Source organism: Cellvibrio sp. PSBB023, assembly GCF_002007605.1.
In the GTDB taxonomy this organism is placed as follows: Bacteria; Pseudomonadota; Gammaproteobacteria; order Pseudomonadales; family Cellvibrionaceae; genus Cellvibrio.
The window spans coordinates 3,023,363-3,040,731 of record NZ_CP019799.1; the positions used below are offsets into that span (position 1 = coordinate 3,023,363).

Sequence of the window (17,369 nt, forward strand, 5' to 3'; positions counted from 1 at the left end):
ATAGTTGCCGCCGTTTTTAGTTAGTCCTCAAAAGTTCATTTTAGCTTGTCTGGGATTTTGTACTTCTATCTCTGAAAAGGAAACAACATGGGATCGTTATTCATTTCCAGGAAAATGCTGTCTGCATTTTTCTTTCTTGTTATTTATCTTATTTCATCAGTTGCTATCGCCTCAGTGGATACTGGTGTTGCCTGGCTCAAATCCAAGCAAGGTGCCCAAGGTGAATTTTATTCACCACAAACCCAATCCAACCCCCAACTTTCCACATTGGAAAGCCTTTCAACGCTGGTCTTTTTAAATAAAACGACGGGTGTCAATTTGGTCGCGGCAAATGAGTTCGTTGCTCCATCGCCCATCAATTACAGCACAGAGCATTTGGCAAAAACCATTCTCATAAAGCATGGGTTGGGTGCAGCATATGCCCCGGAATTATCGTCGTTGGCACAGCGCCAAATGCCTTACTCCGGCTTTGGCTACGGCGTGGGTTATGAAGCTGATCCGCTAAGTACAGCACTTGCACTTGAAGTTGTAGCAAAAGTGGGTTCTGAGAATCCTGGAATTGGTTATGCCATTCAATATTTGCTGGAGACTCAAAAATCCGACGGTAGTTGGTCGCTGGAAAACAATACCTCCAACATCACTCTGACTGCGCAAGTCATGAAAGCGGTATGGGGATTCAGAAATACTTATGCCGTTAGCAGTGCGTTACAGAAAGCCAATAATTATTTGTTAGCGCAACGTGTTTCAGGTGGGCTTTGGCCTGAACTCAATACCAGTGCCCATGCATTAATTGTGTTATTAAATTACACCAATGATCGTTCGGGATTGACTGCCAGTGTTAATGCATTGGCCTCTGCCCAATTAAACGATGGCAGTTTTAACGGGGATGTTTATACAACGGCACTCGCATTGTATGCGTTGCATCTGGCCTCATTACCGGCACCTGATGAAATCACATTGTCGGGTAAATTAATTGATGGACAAAGTGGCAATCCTTTGGTGGGTGCCACTGTAGAAATCACGGGTGTTTCTTCAGAATCCCAATTGACGAATTCAGCAGGTGTATTTGCTTTCAAAAACCTGGCGGCGGGCAGTTATTTTATTAAAGCAACTTCACAAGGTTATGGTTCCATAACCTTAACGACATTGGTTTTCAAAGGTTCCAAGCCAGATTTGGGAGTATTGAAATTAACAAAGCTGGCTGTCGATCCTGTGACGGGCACTCCTGTCACTACAGGTACAGTACGTGGTGTTGTGACGGATCGTCGAACAAGCTCACCCGTTTCCGGTGCTGTGGTGGGTATTCCTTCACTGGGATTAACTGCTACGACAGATGCCAATGGTGCTTACCAAATAAGTAATGTCGCCGCAGGTAATCTATCGCTGATTGTTGCCAAGTCAGGTTATGCTGATGTGTCTACTACAGCAAAATTAACAGCACAACAAACATTGTTATTTTCTCCATCCTTGCAAGAGTCTGTCGCGTTGGGTGTGAGTGTTAACGGTGTAATTTCTGAATATGGTACAGACACACCTCTTGTCGGAGCCAAAATAGATATTTTAAAAGAGGGGGTGGTGGTTGCTTCAGCACTCAGTGATGCTGCGGGTCAGTATGTAATACAAGGGATAACAGCAGCGGATATTGAAATTGAAGTTGCCTTAACTGAATATCATCCCGTTTCAGCGTCTGCCAAACCGAAAGATGGTAACAGGCTTGAATTCTCACCCAAGCTAACACTAATTTCCCAGCCACCTGTGCTCACGACTGGCGGAATCATCGGCACGGTAGTTGATTCTGTAACTGGTCGAGGTATTGAATCTGTTGCTGTTGCCGTGACTTATGATACCGGTGCAGCCATCAATCTCGTTACAGGTATCGATGGCGAGTTCTCGATAAGTGATATGGAATCGGGAAGGATTACTATTGAATTGATCAAGGCCGGTTATCAATCCATGCAAGCACAATTCAATACCGAAAGTGGCTTGATTCAGGATCTTGGCAGCATCCAATTTAATCCGGTATCGGCTGTAACATCCGGCAAACTTTTTGGATATGTAACGGATGTACGTACCTCACAGCCAATAAGTGCAGCTATCGTTTCAGTTAAAAACACAGTAACCAACCAGTTGCTTGAAGTTGTCAGCGGTAGTGATGGGACATTTAATTTCCCTGTCGTACCTGCGGGGACGCAGGCCATCACGGTTAAAGCAACCGGATACACACAAGTTGATTTCGCCTCCATTATTTCAGCGGGTGATGAAATTGATTTGGGTAATGTATTGATGCGCAAACTGGGCATTGATGCTTTGATTCCGGATGTTGCCGTACTCGCTATTGATAGCTCGGCGTTGGTGTCTGATGTCGCCAGTTTTACCGCATCAGGTACTATCGGTGTAACCCTCATTAACAGGGGTAATGCGAGTGTTGAAATTCCTTTCACCATTTATGCGTTTGAAGATTTAAATAACAATGGTACTTACGATGCCGCTGATACATTGTTGGGGCAGGTATCACCTGTAATTAACCAGTCATCGCCGTTGGCTGTTGATGGGACGATCAGCACATCAATTACTGTGTCAGGCACACTTTCTTTCCGTGATGCACCGATCAGTATTTTGCTGGATGCAACCAATGTGCTGGTTGAGTTATCCGAAGCGAATAATTTAAGTTCCACCGCCGGTTTGTGTAGCAATCAGCAAAAGCCCAATGTGGATTTGGCATTGTGTATGGACTCATCGGGAAGCGTCAGTGCCGCTGATTTCAAATTGCAATTGGAGGGGACTGCGCAAGCGATTGAAAATGTAGTTCCGCGTGATGGTACTGTGCGTATTTCCGCTTTGCAGTTTGACAGTTCTGCAAAAGTTGAGCTGAACCCAACGATTATTGAAGAAGATAATGTTCAGGTGATTGCCGATAAAATCCGGGCGATCAGAAAAAGCGGTGGTGGCACATCCATTCATGCCTGTATTGATAGTGCAACAACCTTAATAACCAAAGCATTACCGGCGAGTTCCATGCAAATCATCGATGTGTCCACTGATGGTCAATCGACTCAAACCCTTGCTGTTGCAGCATCGAATCGTGCCAAAACAGCAGGCGTCGATGTATTGAATTCGATTGGTGTAGGAACGGGAATCAGTACTGCATTGTTGAATGCGATTGTATTTCCACAGCCGGTTGGTGGTGACCGTGGATTTGTGTTGACGGTAAAAAATTACCAGGAATACATGAATGGAATCACCAACAAAATTCAACGCGAAACCAAAATTGCTGATCTTACCTTAGGTGGAGCTAAGCTGATTGATCATGGCTTTGGTGCTAATCCCGATGCAACAGTGAAAATCGGTAACGCAGGGGCAACGACGATTACGGAATCGATTACGGTGAGTGTTTATGATGCACAACCTGAGTCCGGCGGCCAATTGATTGCCTCTCAAGTGATCGAGGCTGATTTACCCTCTGGTGGTCATCTGGATGTGACTTTCACCACTATTGATCCTGCGAAATTCGCCACAGGAAAAATGGTGGTTGTCGCTAAATTATCGGGTGATTTCCCCGAGTGTAATAGCAACAATAATCGTCAGGAAATTCCTGTCGCGTCCAAGCGTGGCGATATTGAATTATCGCTCAATGCCAATACGTTTGGCCCGAATGTGGGTGTTCACTTCTCAAACGTTGTCACCAACGTAGGAGCGCTGAATGGTCATTACTCGGTGTCTTTAGTGATTAAAGATAATGCAGGTATTGAAGTTCATTCGTTTGCTGTGAGTGATATCAACAATTTACAGCCTAATACTTCCGTTAATCTGCCTAATCAATGGAACACGAGCTTAACGGCTGCCGGGCATTATTCAGCTACAGCATCCTTGTTTGATGCGCAGGGTGTATTGCTGGATAGCGATACAGAAGCGTTTGTTATTTCCGAGTTGGATGGCAATGGTGATCCGTTGGGTCGTGTTTCGCCCTTCACCGATAAACTCCAATACCATATCGATGATCGGGTTGTAGTGGGTTATTCCATTGAGAATATCACCAGAACTCACACAATCAATAATCCAATCGTGTCATTAATCGTAAGCTCACCAACCGGTGCAACGGTTTATGAAAATACCATTCCCTATTCATCGTTACTGCCAGAGCAATTGTTGCAATGGCAACAAAGTTTTGATTTGAGCAGAGCAGCGGTTGGTACCTATCAGGTTATTGCAACACTCAAGGACGCCAGTGATGTTGTGTATGGTGTAGGTGTCAGCACATTTATTGTGGATAGCAATCCTGAGTTAGCGTTGCGTGGTAACGTCACTGTGACGTTTGCAGAAATTGATTCTGGTGGTGAGCAGCAATGTGATTTCACCGTGATTAATGCCAGCAGTTCATTGCTTCAAAACCAGAATATTCGCTACAGCGTTGTTAATGTGGATAGTCAGTTGGTTAAATCCGATGAAACAAGCGTGTTGAATTTTGGTGTAGAAGAGCAAATACCACACAGTAAAAACTTCGCAACACCTGGTTTCTCGGCTGGTACTTATGCGTGTGTGCTCGAAGTCCTCCGTGGCTCTGAGGCTATTGTTTTGGCTACGGCAACTTTCACAGTTAAAGAATCATCCATTCAATTAGCCGGTGATATTGATGTGGGTGAAAAAGCTCGCCTGCTGGTCTTGATGGATGCTTCATCAACTGAGCGTACTTATCTGGAAAACTTGCTCACCCAAGCCGGTTGGTTCTACACCATCGTTGATAACGCCGCTGCGTTTGCAACGGAATTAAATCAAGGTGGTTATGGCGTTTACGCATTGCTCAGCGAAAAAGTCACGCTGGATCAGGCCACACAACACCTGCTGGATATTAACGTGGCAGCCGGTGATGGTTTAATCGTGGCAGGTGCAACAGATCGTCACCAAATGCTTGAACAAGCACTGGGCATTAAAGCTCGCGCTAATGAAGCCTATGCAAAAGGTATCACCGTCCAGGAAGGTGCTCTGGGTTATCCATGGGAGCGTGCATTCAATAAATCAGCGCGTGTGCTGAACTTCACTGCGAATGGCGCAACGGTAATCGGTGAGTATCGCAACAACTTACCGGGTGCTGATACCCAAACGGTTCTCGGTGCTTTAGGTGCGGCGGGTCGTTACGGTAATTTCGCGTGGGACAACTTCACGTCATTGTCATCGACCATAGAAGGTCGCATCGCTGTTGGCGGTAGCCTCAGCCTGCAAAATTTCAGTGTGGGCGATAAGCTTGATCTGAATAAACTGCATGATGTTGTTACTGTCGGTGGTAGTGTCACCTTCCCATCAGGTCGCATTTATTACGGTAATTTAATTGCCGGTGGCAGCGTAGCCGGTGTGGGTGATGCAGTGCGTTTTGGTATGGCGCAGGGTGCTGTCATCCAGGGTAATGCAACCATGCCAATTAATTTCACTGGTGAGCGTGAATACCTGCAAGAACTTTCAACCAATCTTGCGAATTTGCCAGCGAATGGCACTGTGCAAATGCAATGGGGTGGATTGGAATTGAAAGGCGATTGCAGCAGCAATTCACAAGTGTTCAATGTGAACGGTGCAGACCTCGGTATTGCTCACACCTTTGCCGTGAGTTGTATTCCTGCTGGTGCTACTGTGGTATTCAACGTGTCTGGTCAGAATGTCAGCATTAAGAGTATGGGAATGCAATCGCTCAGCACCATTCGCAATAAAGTGCTGTTCAACTTCCCGCAAGCGACTTCATTGAAAATGACATCGGTTGGAATTGAAGGCAGCATCCTCGCACCATTTGCCCAGGTTGATCAGCCTGCCGGTCGTATCGATGGTCAAGTGATTGTGAAATCCTGGTATTCCACTACCAACGGCTATATGTCGATTCATAACCGTTTCTTTGGTGGTGATTTGTCGGCAGCCGTTGGGCAAGCCAGTAAAAATGCGTTGTCGATCCATCAGTACGAGCAAGGCAAATCGGTATTTGCTGGTTTCGATCTGTTAGCACAAGCGCTAGCGTTGGGCGCAGGTAATGAAAATCCATTTGCCCAGTTGTTGTTGTCGGCATTGGAGCATGTAAACCCTGTACCGATAACCGCCAGAGCTGGAAAAACCATTCCGGTTGCTGTGACCTACGAAAACATCGGCGCTCAGGCAGTAACAGGCCAGGTGAAGTTATCACTGAGTAATAACATCAGTGTTATCAATGCCGGTAATTTCAGCCCTGTTGCCAACAGCACTGACTGGGTATTGCCGCTCAATCTGGGCACGAGTGCAAGCCAACACCAGCTTATCTATGTGAAGTTGCCTGCAAGCGGCAGCAGTGGCATCCAGTTGCAATTACAAACTGGCACCGCACCTGATTGGGCGACCCGGCTTGAAAAAACGCTGGCGTTATCCCCGCAGTAAATCTCACTTCACCAGCTCTGTTAAGCAGGGCTGGTGAATAACGTATTTTCTTTTTTTGAATATTGTTAACAGCAGGATCAAAGGTAAGCACTATGACCCAAGGAAATTTCATAACATCAGGAACTGATGCCATCACTATGGACAGTTTTCGTGGTGGCTTTTTTGCACGCGCAATTGCGTTACTGACTTTATTCTTTTTTACGTTTGTGTTTTACGCGAACCCGGCCGCCGCAGCGGTTGCCAACGAACTCAATAAGGAAGACCAGCGCGAAGCAGCATTGGAAGCGGCGATAGAAACTACGCCGGAGAAAAAATTGAGCAATCGTTTGGCAAAACTACGCGATAAAATCGTATTGGAATTGCCACAAGCCATTGAACAGCGCGATGCAGAACAGAATTGGTTCCAAAAAGCCTTTGCCAGTGTTTTTGGTGATGGCCCGGTGACTGCCGATGAACTCGCTGAATTACAAACATTGAGTGCGAGCATTGATGCAGCCTACCAAGAAGCCATTACTGATTTTGAAAACGAAGCGGCACAATTTGAACAAGATGTAGTAGCCGCAGGCAATACTCTTTCACCAGAGGTAAAACAATTAATCCAGTCACGTCATGCCGAAGCACTGGAACACATCAAAAGCCTCTACGTGCAAACCCAACAACAATTAACAGCCTTGATCAACGCCCAATCTGCCAGCGCACAAGAACAAGCATTGGAGCAATTAAACCAATCCCTGGAGCAAGAGCAATTCAAACCGACGCACACACCGGCGACACCCGACAGTTTGCCGTGGAAAGCACCTGATGAATCGGTACGTGAGCCGGTTGATAATCCGCATGATTTACAAGCCAACCTGGGCATTAACCCCTACGCTAAATACGCACAGCTTGCACAAGCAGGGGACACCGATCCAGGTCTGATTGCACAGGCAATGGCGAATGCGGCCAATGCAGAATTACAAGCGGCGCTAACCGGAAATATCGAAATCCAATTAACACCGGAAATCAAAGCGCTCGCGGCTGAGCTCAATAACAATAGCATCGAAATTTACACCTGGGTTCATAACAACATTCGTTACATACCCAGCCACGGTTCTATCCAGGGTGCTCAACATACCCTTGAAACTAAACAAGGTAACGCGATTGATACCGCGAGCTTATTGATTGCATTACTGCGTGCAGCGAACATCCCTGCGCGTTATGCCTACGGCACGGTAGAAATCCCCGCAGAAAAAGTCATGAACTGGGTTGGTGGTGCGCAAACGCCAGAAGCGGCGCAAGCGATTCTCGGTATGGGTGGCGTACCCACTATCGGATTGCTGGAAGGTGGAAAGATTGCCCAATTCAAACTGGAGCATGTTTGGGTAGAGGCTTATGTCGATTATTTCCCCAGCCGAGGGATGAAAGAACAGGTCGGTGATAGCTGGATTCCAATGGATGCGAGTTTCAAACAATATGATTTCACTGAAGGCATGGACTTAAAAGATCAAGTGCCATTCGATGTAGAAACATTAGCCAATACCATCCAGACCAAATCGATTGTGAATGAAACCGAAGGTTGGGTACAAAATGTGCCGCAAGCCGATATCGAGGCTCAACTTGAGAATTTTCAAAATCAATTGAAAACCTACATTGAAAACCAGAACCCCGATTCAACGGTTGGTGAAGTATTAGGTTTGCAAAAAATTAAAATCCTGCCTGCGCGCCCATTAGCCGCTGGCTTGCCTTACAACCGCATTATCACCAGCCAAACTTTCAATGAAGTACCGAATAACCTTCGCCATAAATTCAAATACACCTTGGCAACAGAAAATTATGGCTATGCGGATATAGCGTTTATTTCTATTACAGAACCGATAGCTAAACTTGCAGGTAAAACCCTTGCGTTAAGTTTCAAGCCAGCAACAAAAGCCGATGAAGATATTATTGCCAGCCGTTTGCCCGCACCGGAAGCAGACGGTTCTATCGACCCTGCCAAACTTCCTAAAACTTTACCGGGTTATTTAATCAGCTTGACGGCAGAATTCACGATTAATGGTGAAACCATCAAAGCTGGTGCCGCAGGAAAAATGGGCGGCGAGCTTTACGAAGAGATGGGCGTGTGGAGTCCTAAGGATGGCTGGGAAACCAGCATCAATCATCCAGTAGCAGGAAGCTACCGAGCTATTGGTCTTAATTTACAAGGAATTAACCCTGAACAAGCTGCGCGAATGCAGCTAGAGGTTAATCAAACTGCAATCAAGTTAGGCAGTGCGGACTCCGTACAACTGGCATCACTTACGAAGCATCAAACGTCAGGTAGCTTGCTGCAAGCAACTGTACTGTCCTATTTTGCAATGAACGACATGCTGGATCGTGTGAACGGTGATAGTTCAAACATGCTGATCTATCGCTTACCAAGTTATGGCACATTTAGCACCGCAATTAATACACAATACTGGTTCGGCTTGCCTCGAAATGTAGAGTTTGGAGGGATGAGTATGGACATTGATCATTTGAAGCAGCACCATGTTGCAAAAAATAATGATAAAAAAGCATCTTCGAGTTTTAGTCAAAGTATTGGTGCTCGCATGAGTGCTCTTGAGCATTGGGTTCCAGAGCAAATGTTTTCCACAGAGAACGAAACTGCTCACGGCATTAGCGCAGCAAAGGCATTGGCTATTGCAAATAGTCAAGGACAAAAAATATGGACTATCACAAAGGATAATGTTTCATTGGCGCTAAGTAGAATTAATCTGGGGGCTGACGCAGAAGCAGATATACGTAATGCTGTGAATGCTGGAAAAATTGCGACCGCACATGAATCCAGATTGAACTTTAATGGATGGATCGGTGAAGGTTACACGCTTATTGATCCTGACACTGGCGCCGGAGCATACATGATTTCTGGCGGTGGAAATGGTAGTGCGCTAACCATAACATTAGGGGCCGCCAGTGCATATTTGGACGGTTTAACAAGATTTAAGGATCACTGGTTTAACGCCGGGAATGCCCCGTTATACGCCAAAGTTAGTGGTATATTGACTTTTGTTAGTGCAATTTATTCAGTAGTGGATACATTGGCCAATCCAAACTTATCTGTGGGTGAAAAAATTCGCGATATTATTATTAATATCGGCTCTGCCATCGCTATGATAGGAATTTCACAAGCCGTAATGGCCAATTTAGCTTTGGCTGCCGCAAACCCAATTCTTCTAGGCATTTTTCTTGCGACAATTGCGATTACTCTGTCCTTATTAATTTTGAATCTTCAAGCTGAGATGGCGTCCAATGTAAGAAGAAATAATCTTGTCAGAATGAGCAGGTACGTATAAATGCAAATGATATCAAAAGGATACTTTTTTCTAAGTAGTATTCTTGTTCTTGTGGGGGGGGTGATTGGGTGGTATTTAGCTAAATATTCACTGCCTCTTCTATTTCCTGAGGGTATTGACTCGGTAAATTTTCTGTACATATTTTTTGGCTATGGGATTCCCTTAGCACTATTAAATATTGCGGAAGTAAAATATCTTTGGCGAAGGCTATTGAGTGCCAACATTGATATTCTCGGTGTCTCAGTCGGAATTATCATCGGCGTCTTATTTTTTTACAGGCTAGAAGGCTGGTAAGTATCTTGCCTGAGCTTGATGATATTTTTTGTCGCTGAATCATAATGGTAATTGAGTGGATAAATCTGCTTCTTTTGTTTTTGGTTTGGTGGCTCTTATTTTGGGAGCTACTGAGTTTTTTGGGGTTCGGCTTTTACTTTGAGTTTGAAAAATCCCGCTAATTTAATCGATAAGGTTAAATCGAAGACTGGCAAAGAGACAGGCAAATGTGGCATTTATTTCAGGATTATCAAAATACACCGCCGCACATTGAATCCTTGTATTTGGGAGCTGCTATAATTTCGTCGTATTTACTTGCGCTTTATTCGTGCAAACGACGCCATTTAGATACAAAAAAGTGGCCGATAGTGGCAACTTGCTTTGGTGTCATGGTGGCATTCTTGTTTGGAATGATTAAATTTACATTCGCTTCTACAGTCGCTATTTCTTTCATATCAACATGGTTAATGGTTGGAAAAATAGACAAAATGGGACTTTAATCCGATTGCTTTTATCAGAAAAACCACAGTTCACAATACTGTGGTTTTTTATTGTATGGTTGGCGACCTTAATATGTGCTTTCAAATCTTTAGTTTTGGGTTATATAGAAGATCGACTAGCATCGTATGTAGTAAGTAAAGGATGTTAAAAATGAAAAAATGTTGGAATTGTGGTGCTTCAATAAGTTTGATTACTAGGATAAAACTCAATCCTGATGCGAGTGTACTGATGCCTTGCAAATCATGTGGGGTTGAGCTGCTAGAAAAGGATAAATTCTATAGTCATGTTATTGTTACTGGCATTATTTCGGCATCCTGTTATTAACTAAAGACTTCATGCTAGAGGGGGAAGTCGAAAAGATTGTCCTGGTATTTACAATTACGCTCGCATATTACTATTTTCGATTACCTTTACGTCGGTAATATTTATTGCTGTTTAGTGCTACGCTTACGCTGATAATTGTTATTTGGCCAGTCACGGCTGCGGGATTAGTGATTCCGGCAGCTGTTTTTAAGTAAGCGCCTAATCAATTCCATATTTATAATTTGTAAGATCAAATTGCCGCACAAAGCTCAAGAATGCTGAGCTATCGTTTACCGAGTTACAGTACTTTCAGTACCAATATACAAACACAATATTGGTTTGGACTACCAATAAATGTGAATTTTGGTGGTTTATCAATGGATATTGGCCACATGAAGCGGCATCGTGTGAGTAAAACTAATAATAAAGAAGAATCGATTCTGTTTAGTCAAGGTATTTGAATGAGTGTTATGGAACATTTTGTTCCAGAGAAAATGTTTTCTACAGAAACTGAAAGAGCGCAAGGTATTAGTGCGGTAAAAGCGTTAGCTATTGCAAGCCAGCAAGGCCAGAAAATTTGGACAATTAGCAAATCCAATGTGAATCTTGCATTAAGTAGAATTAACATTAGCGCAGATGCAAAAAATGATATTCGTAATGCAGTAAATGCTGTAAAAATTGCTACTGTCCACGAAGCTCGGATTAATTTTAATGGATGGGTTGGCGAAGGATATACGTTAATTGATCCAAAAACAGGCGCTGGCGTCTACATGATTTCTGGTGGGAAAAATGGTGGATTTGTTGATGATTTGCTATTTTGGGGGAATTTATTAGCATTTGGAGCCTTAATAGCTGCTGCATTGTTCTTTTTGAGTGGATGGCTTTTGGTCGCAGTGTTAATAGGAGAGGCAATAAATTTCGCAAGTTGGGTCTATGGAATGTCTACGGCAACAACGCAGACTGAGTATAGGAATAACTCATTTTTAGGTTTTGTTAGTGCCTTCATCTCATATTTCCCTTGGGTGGCATGGATGGGATACGAGGGGATTGCTTGGGCATTTCTGGTAAGTGTAATTGCAGGTGCTGCGGGGTTTTTATAAGTGAAGAAATATACTGCTATATTATCAGTGTTGCCCTTTATATATTTTATTTATGCAGCGCATATATTTTCTAATAATATTCTTGGTATTGAAAATTTATGGGTCGTTTGGGCATTTATTTACTATCTGATCTTTTCGGCAGGTATTAATTTTACCGCTAATATATCTAGCGATAATTTTAAAGGTCTGAATCATGGAGCTGTCGGTGTTCAATTGTTTATTGCTATAACCTTTGTGCTTTGGGAAATGGACTTTAAATCAATCATTACTCCATGGTTATTTTTTCTTGTTTTGTTTTTTTACAAAAAAGAGTTTTTTATCATATGGAGAGTGATTGGTTTTCCATCTCACAAGGGGTTCCAGAAAGGTCTGGAAGAAAAAACGATCAGTTCTGACCAAGGCGTTAATATAGCCATATTTTACATTATTGTGTTTGTTGCATCTTACTTGTCTCATGTTGTGCCCCGGCTTTTTATGGGGCATTAACATCCAAATGACCTCCGTGCAAATTAAATAATTTACACGGAGGGGAATAAGAAAAATTATTTACTCATCTGCAAGTGTTTTTGATGATGGCCCGGTGACTGCCGATGAACTCGCTAAAGCAAATCATCCACTTACTTTAGCTGTGGCGTTCCGTTCTGATCTAATGATTTTAGCTGCTGATCGTTCATCAAAGAGTCTCCGAAAAATGGTGTGCTCTTTGAATATGGGTAAATTCTTTGTTTCGTCAATAGTTCTTATGTAAACATCCATGTCATCAATTGTGTCACTTCCAAAATGAAACTCAGCGATACAATGTAAAACTGAGCTTATATAGAATTTTGCATAACTGACTGAATTATAAAATATTTATATATTTTTGAGTCTTCGCGAAATTTTGAGAAACATCATTCAATATTCTGAATTTGCTCTCTCATCTGCTCAATCAATACCTTCAATTCCACCGCCGCTTGCGTCGTATCGCTTACGATGCTTTTGGAAGAGAGGGTATTCGCTTCGCGATTCAATTCCTGCATTAAAAAATCCAGACGGCGACCCAGTGAATCGGTTTGTTTGAGGCTGCGTTTGACCTCAATAACGTGAGTGTCCAGGCGATCCAATTCTTCATCCACATCTGCTTTTTGCGCAAGCAGGACAATTTCCTGTTCCAAGCGCTCAGGGTCTAATTCCACTTGCAGGGCGGCGAGTTTGGCTTGCAGTTTTTCGCGCTGCGCGGCGAGGATTTCCGGCATGCGCGCGCGCACTTTTACCACCTGTGCTGAGACGCTATCCAAACGGCTCAGGATCAATTGCTCCAGCTCAGCACCTTCACGCGAGCGGTGTTCGATCAGCCCCTCTAATGCGCTGTCGAATAATGCCAGCGCGGCAGTGTGCATCGCATCGCGATCCAACTCTTGTTTTTGGATAACCCCTGGCCAGCGCAAAATTTCCAGCGCATTGACCGGTGCGGCAACAGCACCCAGTAAACCGTTAATTTGCTGGGCAGCCGTGGTGAGCTGGGCGACTTTGGCGAGGTTCACCCCCAATTCGTTTTCACCTTCCTGCTCCCAATGGACATTCAGGCTCGCCTCCACTTTGCCCCGCTGCAGGGCTTTGCGCATGGCGTCGCGCAGGTGCGGCTCTATTTCGCGGAAATCCTCCGGCAGGCGAAAATTCGGCTCCAGGTAGCGATGGTTAACGCTGCGGATTTCCCAAACCAGGGTTCCCCAGGCAAATTTGGCTTCGCGACGTGCGAACCCGGTCATACTGCGTGGCATAGTCATTCCTCAGAAGGCGCGGGTCGGGCGATCAATGCTGGTCTTGTCGGCCCTTGAGCTGGTAGAGTTCCCGCGTAAATTAATTGTCATAACCGATGCAGGATCTTATCACAGCTCCCTGCTTTACCTTTTAAGTTCCCTTTCGCAGTAAGGATCAAGCCATGCAACGCCCCAGCGGTCGCTCACCCGACCAATTACGCCCTGTTCGTATCACCCGCCATTACACCAAACATGCCGAAGGCTCAGTGCTAGTGGAATTTGGCGATACCAAAGTGATTTGTACCGCCAGCGTGGTCAATTCGGTTCCTCCCTTTTTACGTGGCCAGGGGCAAGGGTGGCTCACTGCTGAATATGGCATGTTGCCACGCTCTACCGGCACCCGGATGGATCGCGAAGCAGCACGTGGCAAGCAGCAAGGGCGCACCGTGGAAATCCAGCGTTTGATTGGCCGCTCATTGCGCGCAGCGGTGGATTTAACCGCCCTGGGTGAGAACACCATCCATATCGATTGCGACGTTATTCAAGCCGATGGCGGCACCCGCACAGCATCCATTACCGGCGCCTGGGTCGCATTGGCCGATGCCATCAATCATTTGAAAGCAACCGGCAAAGTGAATGGCGAACCGCTCAAGCGCGGCATAGCCTCTATTTCGGTCGGGATTTACCAAGGCGTACCCGTAGTGGATTTGGATTACCCTGAGGACTCCTCTGCCGATACCGATATGAACCTGGTGCTTGGCGATGACGGCGGCATTATTGAAATCCAGGGCACCGCCGAAGCCGAGCCATTCAGCGAGGCTGAATTTGCAGCTATGTTAAGTTTGGGCAAAAAAGCCATTGCCGAGCTACATAAGCTGCAAAAACAAGCACTTGGCGAAGGCTGATCGCCACTCATCAAAAGGGGCGCTCTGTGCGCTCCTTTTTTTATGAAAAAACAATTGAACATTCCCCTGAAAGGAGTTTCATACTTGAAGGGATATAACACGGAGGATCTTTTATGAATCAACAACCCATGGGCATGCCGGAACTCTTCTCCCAACTGGGCTTGGATAACGACTACGCGGATATCGCACAGTTTATTCAACACCACCCCTTGCCTGACAACATACGCCTCGCCGACGCGAGTTTTTGGACGCCCTCACAGCGCGCTTTTTTACGCGAAAGCTGGCAGCAGGATTCAGACTGGTGCGACCTGGTTGACCAGTTGGATCAAATGTTGCGCAAAACGCCTGTAAAGCACTGAACCACAGTATCAATTGCGCCGCGATTGACGCCCGCTTGGTCCAGATAGCGGCGCAGGTTCTCGCCTCTACATCCGCCAGCCATCGCGGCGGATGTAGTTGCGTTGCCCTGTTCCAGCCACTGCTGCGTCACCCGTTGCAAGCGCATTTGTAATTCTCTCTCGGCTGCCAATTCCGCTTGCTGGATATGCTTGCGCACCGCCTCGACAGCAGCGTCCTGTGTGCCAAATTCGGCTTTCATCCGCCGCCGCAGGTGGCGCAGCGGCACTACATAATGCTGGTCCCAGCCGCGAATACGGCGTTGAGCTTCGTGCAGATGAGCATCGTCCAGCGCCAGCCCTTTGCATTCCAGCCATACACACCAAAGCAATAAATTCACATTGATGCCCTGCTCATCCTGCAAGCGTAGGCAAGTGTCGGCCACCTCAGGTTGGGCATAGAGTGCGAGGGAAAAATCCCACAGGGAATCGAGTTGGTTTGGCGAGAGCATTGCAGAATCCGCTAGCAGGGGTTTAGGGCAAGTCTGCTAGAATGCGCGCCATGATTCAATTACAAAACGTCTCCGTTCAGCGCGGCACCAAATTCCTGTTGGATGGTGCTGACCTCACTATCTACCCTGGCCAGAAAGTCGGTTTAATCGGCGCCAATGGCACAGGCAAATCCACCTTATTCCAACTTTTGTTGGGCCAACTGCAAAGTGATACCGGTTCGCTGGATATTCCCAAGCAGTGGCGCGTCGCCCATATGGCACAGGAAGTTGGCCATACCAGCCGAAGCGCGCTGGATTACGTGCTTGATGGCGACAGCGAACTGCGCCGTCTGGAGCGCGCCATCGCCACTGCCCTGCAAGACCCGGAACACAATGGCGAGCAGTTGGCGCATTTGTATAGCGATATGGAAAATATCCATGCCTATACCGCACCATCGCGCGCGCAGCAGTTGCTCAATGGTTTGGGATTTGCCCCCGGTGATGACCAGCGCCCGGTGAGTGATTTTTCCGGTGGTTGGCGCATCCGTTTAAACCTTGCGCAAGCGCTGATGTGCCCGTCTGATTTGTTGTTGCTGGATGAACCAACGAACCACTTGGACCTTGACGCCACCCTGTGGTTGGAAGAGTGGCTCAAACGCTACGCCGGTACTTTGATTATCATTTCGCACGACCGCGATTTTCTCGACAATATTGTCGATCGCATTGTGAATATCGAAAAACAAAAGCTCGATAACTACAGTGGTAACTATTCTGCGTTTGAACGTCAGCGTGCGGAAAAACTCGCACAGCAACAAGCGAGTTTTGAGAAGCAGCAAGAGCGCATCGCCCACGTCGAAAGTTATATTCGCCGCTTCCGTGCCCAAGCGACCAAAGCCCGTCAAGCGCAGAGCCGGATCAAAGAATTGGAGCGCATGGAAAAAATTGCGCCCGCCCATATCGATTCGCCGTTTACTTTCACGTTTAAATGCCACGACAAAATGTCAGTGCCGCTGGTGCATATCGCACGCGCCGACATAGGTTATAAAAGCGGTGATCAGGGCAACAAAGTTATTCTGAATAAAGTCGAGCTGAGCATTCGCGCCGAAACGCGAATTGGTTTGCTCGGCCCTAACGGCGCGGGTAAATCCAGTTTGGTAAAAACCCTCGCCGGTTCGCTGCCGCTGCTGAGCGGCGATCGCACTAACGGCGAGCATTTCAAGCTGGGTTATTTTGCCCAGCATCAACTGGAAGCATTGGATATTAATGCCTCCGCCGCGCTGCATATCCAGCGGTTAGCACCTATGGCGCGCGAGCAGGAAATTCGTGATTTCCTCGGCAGTTTTGATTTTCATGGCGACCGCGCGTTTGAGCCTATCACCCATTTTTCTGGCGGTGAAAAGGCGCGTTTGGCGCTGGCGATTATCGCCTGGGAAAAACCTAATGTCTTATTGCTCGACGAACCCACCAACCATTTGGATTTGGAAATGCGCCACGCACTCACCATGGCGCTGCAGGAATTTGAAGGCGCCGTGATTGTGGTCTCCCATGATCGTCATTTACTGCGCAACACCGTCAATGAATTCTGGCTGGTTGCCGATGGCAAAGTCGAAGAGTTTGACGGTGATCTGGAGGATTATTACCAGTGGATGCAACAGCAAAAAACCACGGCAGCTTCCGCCGACAAAGAAAAAATAATCACTGCTGATAGTGGCGACAAGGTTGATAAAAAAGCCCAACGCCAACAATCAGCGGCGCAGCGCGCGCAGCTAAAACCGCTCACCAATAAATTAAAAAATCTGGAAAGCCAGTTGGAAAAGCTGCAAAAACGCTTGGGCGACATTGAAACCCAATTAAGCGATAGCAGCATTTATGAAGAGAAAAACAAAACCACAATGCAGGAGCTGATTGCCGAGCAGGGCAAACTGCAGAGCCAATTGGAAGAGACGGAAGAAAACTGGCTGATGATCAGCGAAGAGCTGGAAGCCGCCAATCAGTGATAGGAATGAATACCGGTGTGAACTAGCGGC

At 46.1% G+C, this 17,369-nt stretch carries 10 protein-coding genes; 8 read left to right on the forward strand and 2 right to left on the reverse strand.

Going from position 1 to position 17,369, the window contains the following annotated elements; all coding sequences use genetic code 11:
- Positions 1-87: 87 nt before the first annotated feature.
- The 5 genes from B0D95_RS13190 to B0D95_RS13220 all read left to right on the forward strand — a co-directional run bounded on the left by B0D95_RS13190 (position 88) and on the right by B0D95_RS13220 (position 12,358).
- Complete coding sequence (locus B0D95_RS13190; RefSeq protein ID WP_078044321.1) at positions 88-6,384, forward strand: choice-of-anchor A family protein; 6,297 nt, start codon at positions 88-90, stop codon at positions 6,382-6,384.
- 92 nt (positions 6,385-6,476) lie between these two features.
- Entirely contained in the window at positions 6,477-9,695 is a 3,219-nt protein-coding gene (locus B0D95_RS13195; protein WP_149867914.1) for a transglutaminase family protein, read from the forward strand.
- On the forward strand, positions 9,696-9,989 hold the full coding sequence (locus B0D95_RS13200; protein WP_078044323.1) for a hypothetical protein: 294 nt from the start codon (positions 9,696-9,698) through the stop codon (positions 9,987-9,989).
- A gap of 1,244 nt (positions 9,990-11,233) precedes the next feature.
- Positions 11,234-11,872, forward strand: a complete 639-nt coding sequence (locus B0D95_RS13215; RefSeq protein WP_078044326.1) for a hypothetical protein — start codon at positions 11,234-11,236, stop codon at positions 11,870-11,872.
- Complete coding sequence (locus tag B0D95_RS13220) at positions 11,873-12,358, forward strand: hypothetical protein (protein ID WP_078044327.1); 486 nt, start codon at positions 11,873-11,875, stop codon at positions 12,356-12,358.
- Between the two features lie 404 nt (positions 12,359-12,762).
- On the opposite strand, the gene B0D95_RS13225 is transcribed toward B0D95_RS13220, so the two are convergent.
- Positions 12,763-13,632: a YicC/YloC family endoribonuclease gene (locus tag B0D95_RS13225; protein ID WP_078044328.1), complete on the reverse strand. Its 870-nt coding sequence runs from the start codon at positions 13,630-13,632 to the stop codon at positions 12,763-12,765.
- Positions 13,633-13,793: 161 nt separating this feature from the next.
- Between B0D95_RS13225 and rph the strand changes: the two genes are divergently transcribed.
- Both rph and B0D95_RS13235 read left to right on the forward strand, forming a co-directional pair.
- Entirely contained in the window at positions 13,794-14,516 is a 723-nt protein-coding gene (gene rph, locus B0D95_RS13230) for a ribonuclease PH (RefSeq protein WP_078044329.1), read from the forward strand.
- A 113-nt stretch (positions 14,517-14,629) separates the two neighbouring features.
- The gene (locus tag B0D95_RS13235; protein ID WP_078044330.1) at positions 14,630-14,875 is read left to right on the forward strand and encodes a DUF2789 domain-containing protein; all 246 of its coding nucleotides are present in this window, start codon (positions 14,630-14,632) and stop codon (positions 14,873-14,875) included.
- Here the strand turns inward: B0D95_RS13235 and B0D95_RS13240 are convergent.
- Positions 14,842-15,363 (reverse strand): TIGR02444 family protein, encoded by a 522-nt coding sequence (locus tag B0D95_RS13240; protein ID WP_078044331.1) that lies wholly within the window; start codon positions 15,361-15,363, stop codon positions 14,842-14,844. The two genes, B0D95_RS13235 and B0D95_RS13240, sit on opposite strands and share 34 nt — an antisense overlap.
- Positions 15,364-15,413: 50 nt before the next feature.
- On the opposite strand from B0D95_RS13240, the gene B0D95_RS13245 reads away from it, so the two are divergent.
- On the forward strand, positions 15,414-17,339 hold the full coding sequence (locus B0D95_RS13245; protein WP_078045761.1) for an ATP-binding cassette domain-containing protein: 1,926 nt from the start codon (positions 15,414-15,416) through the stop codon (positions 17,337-17,339).
- Positions 17,340-17,369: the final 30 nt, after the last annotated feature.

Coding starts and splice junctions, on each gene's coding strand:
- B0D95_RS13195 (WP_149867914.1), top strand. CDS start 6,477: ATGACCCAAGGAAATTTCATAACATCAGGAACTGATGCCATCACTATG.
- B0D95_RS13200 (WP_078044323.1), top strand. CDS start 9,696: ATGCAAATGATATCAAAAGGATACTTTTTTCTAAGTAGTATTCTTGTT.
- B0D95_RS13190 (WP_078044321.1), top strand. CDS start 88: ATGGGATCGTTATTCATTTCCAGGAAAATGCTGTCTGCATTTTTCTTT.
- rph (WP_078044329.1), top strand. CDS start 13,794: ATGCAACGCCCCAGCGGTCGCTCACCCGACCAATTACGCCCTGTTCGT.
- B0D95_RS13240 (WP_078044331.1), bottom strand. CDS start 15,363: ATGCTCTCGCCAAACCAACTCGATTCCCTGTGGGATTTTTCCCTCGCA.
- B0D95_RS13225 (WP_078044328.1), bottom strand. CDS start 13,632: ATGCCACGCAGTATGACCGGGTTCGCACGTCGCGAAGCCAAATTTGCC.
- B0D95_RS13245 (WP_078045761.1), top strand. CDS start 15,414: ATGATTCAATTACAAAACGTCTCCGTTCAGCGCGGCACCAAATTCCTG.
- B0D95_RS13235 (WP_078044330.1), top strand. CDS start 14,630: ATGAATCAACAACCCATGGGCATGCCGGAACTCTTCTCCCAACTGGGC.
- B0D95_RS13215 (WP_078044326.1), top strand. CDS start 11,234: ATGAGTGTTATGGAACATTTTGTTCCAGAGAAAATGTTTTCTACAGAA.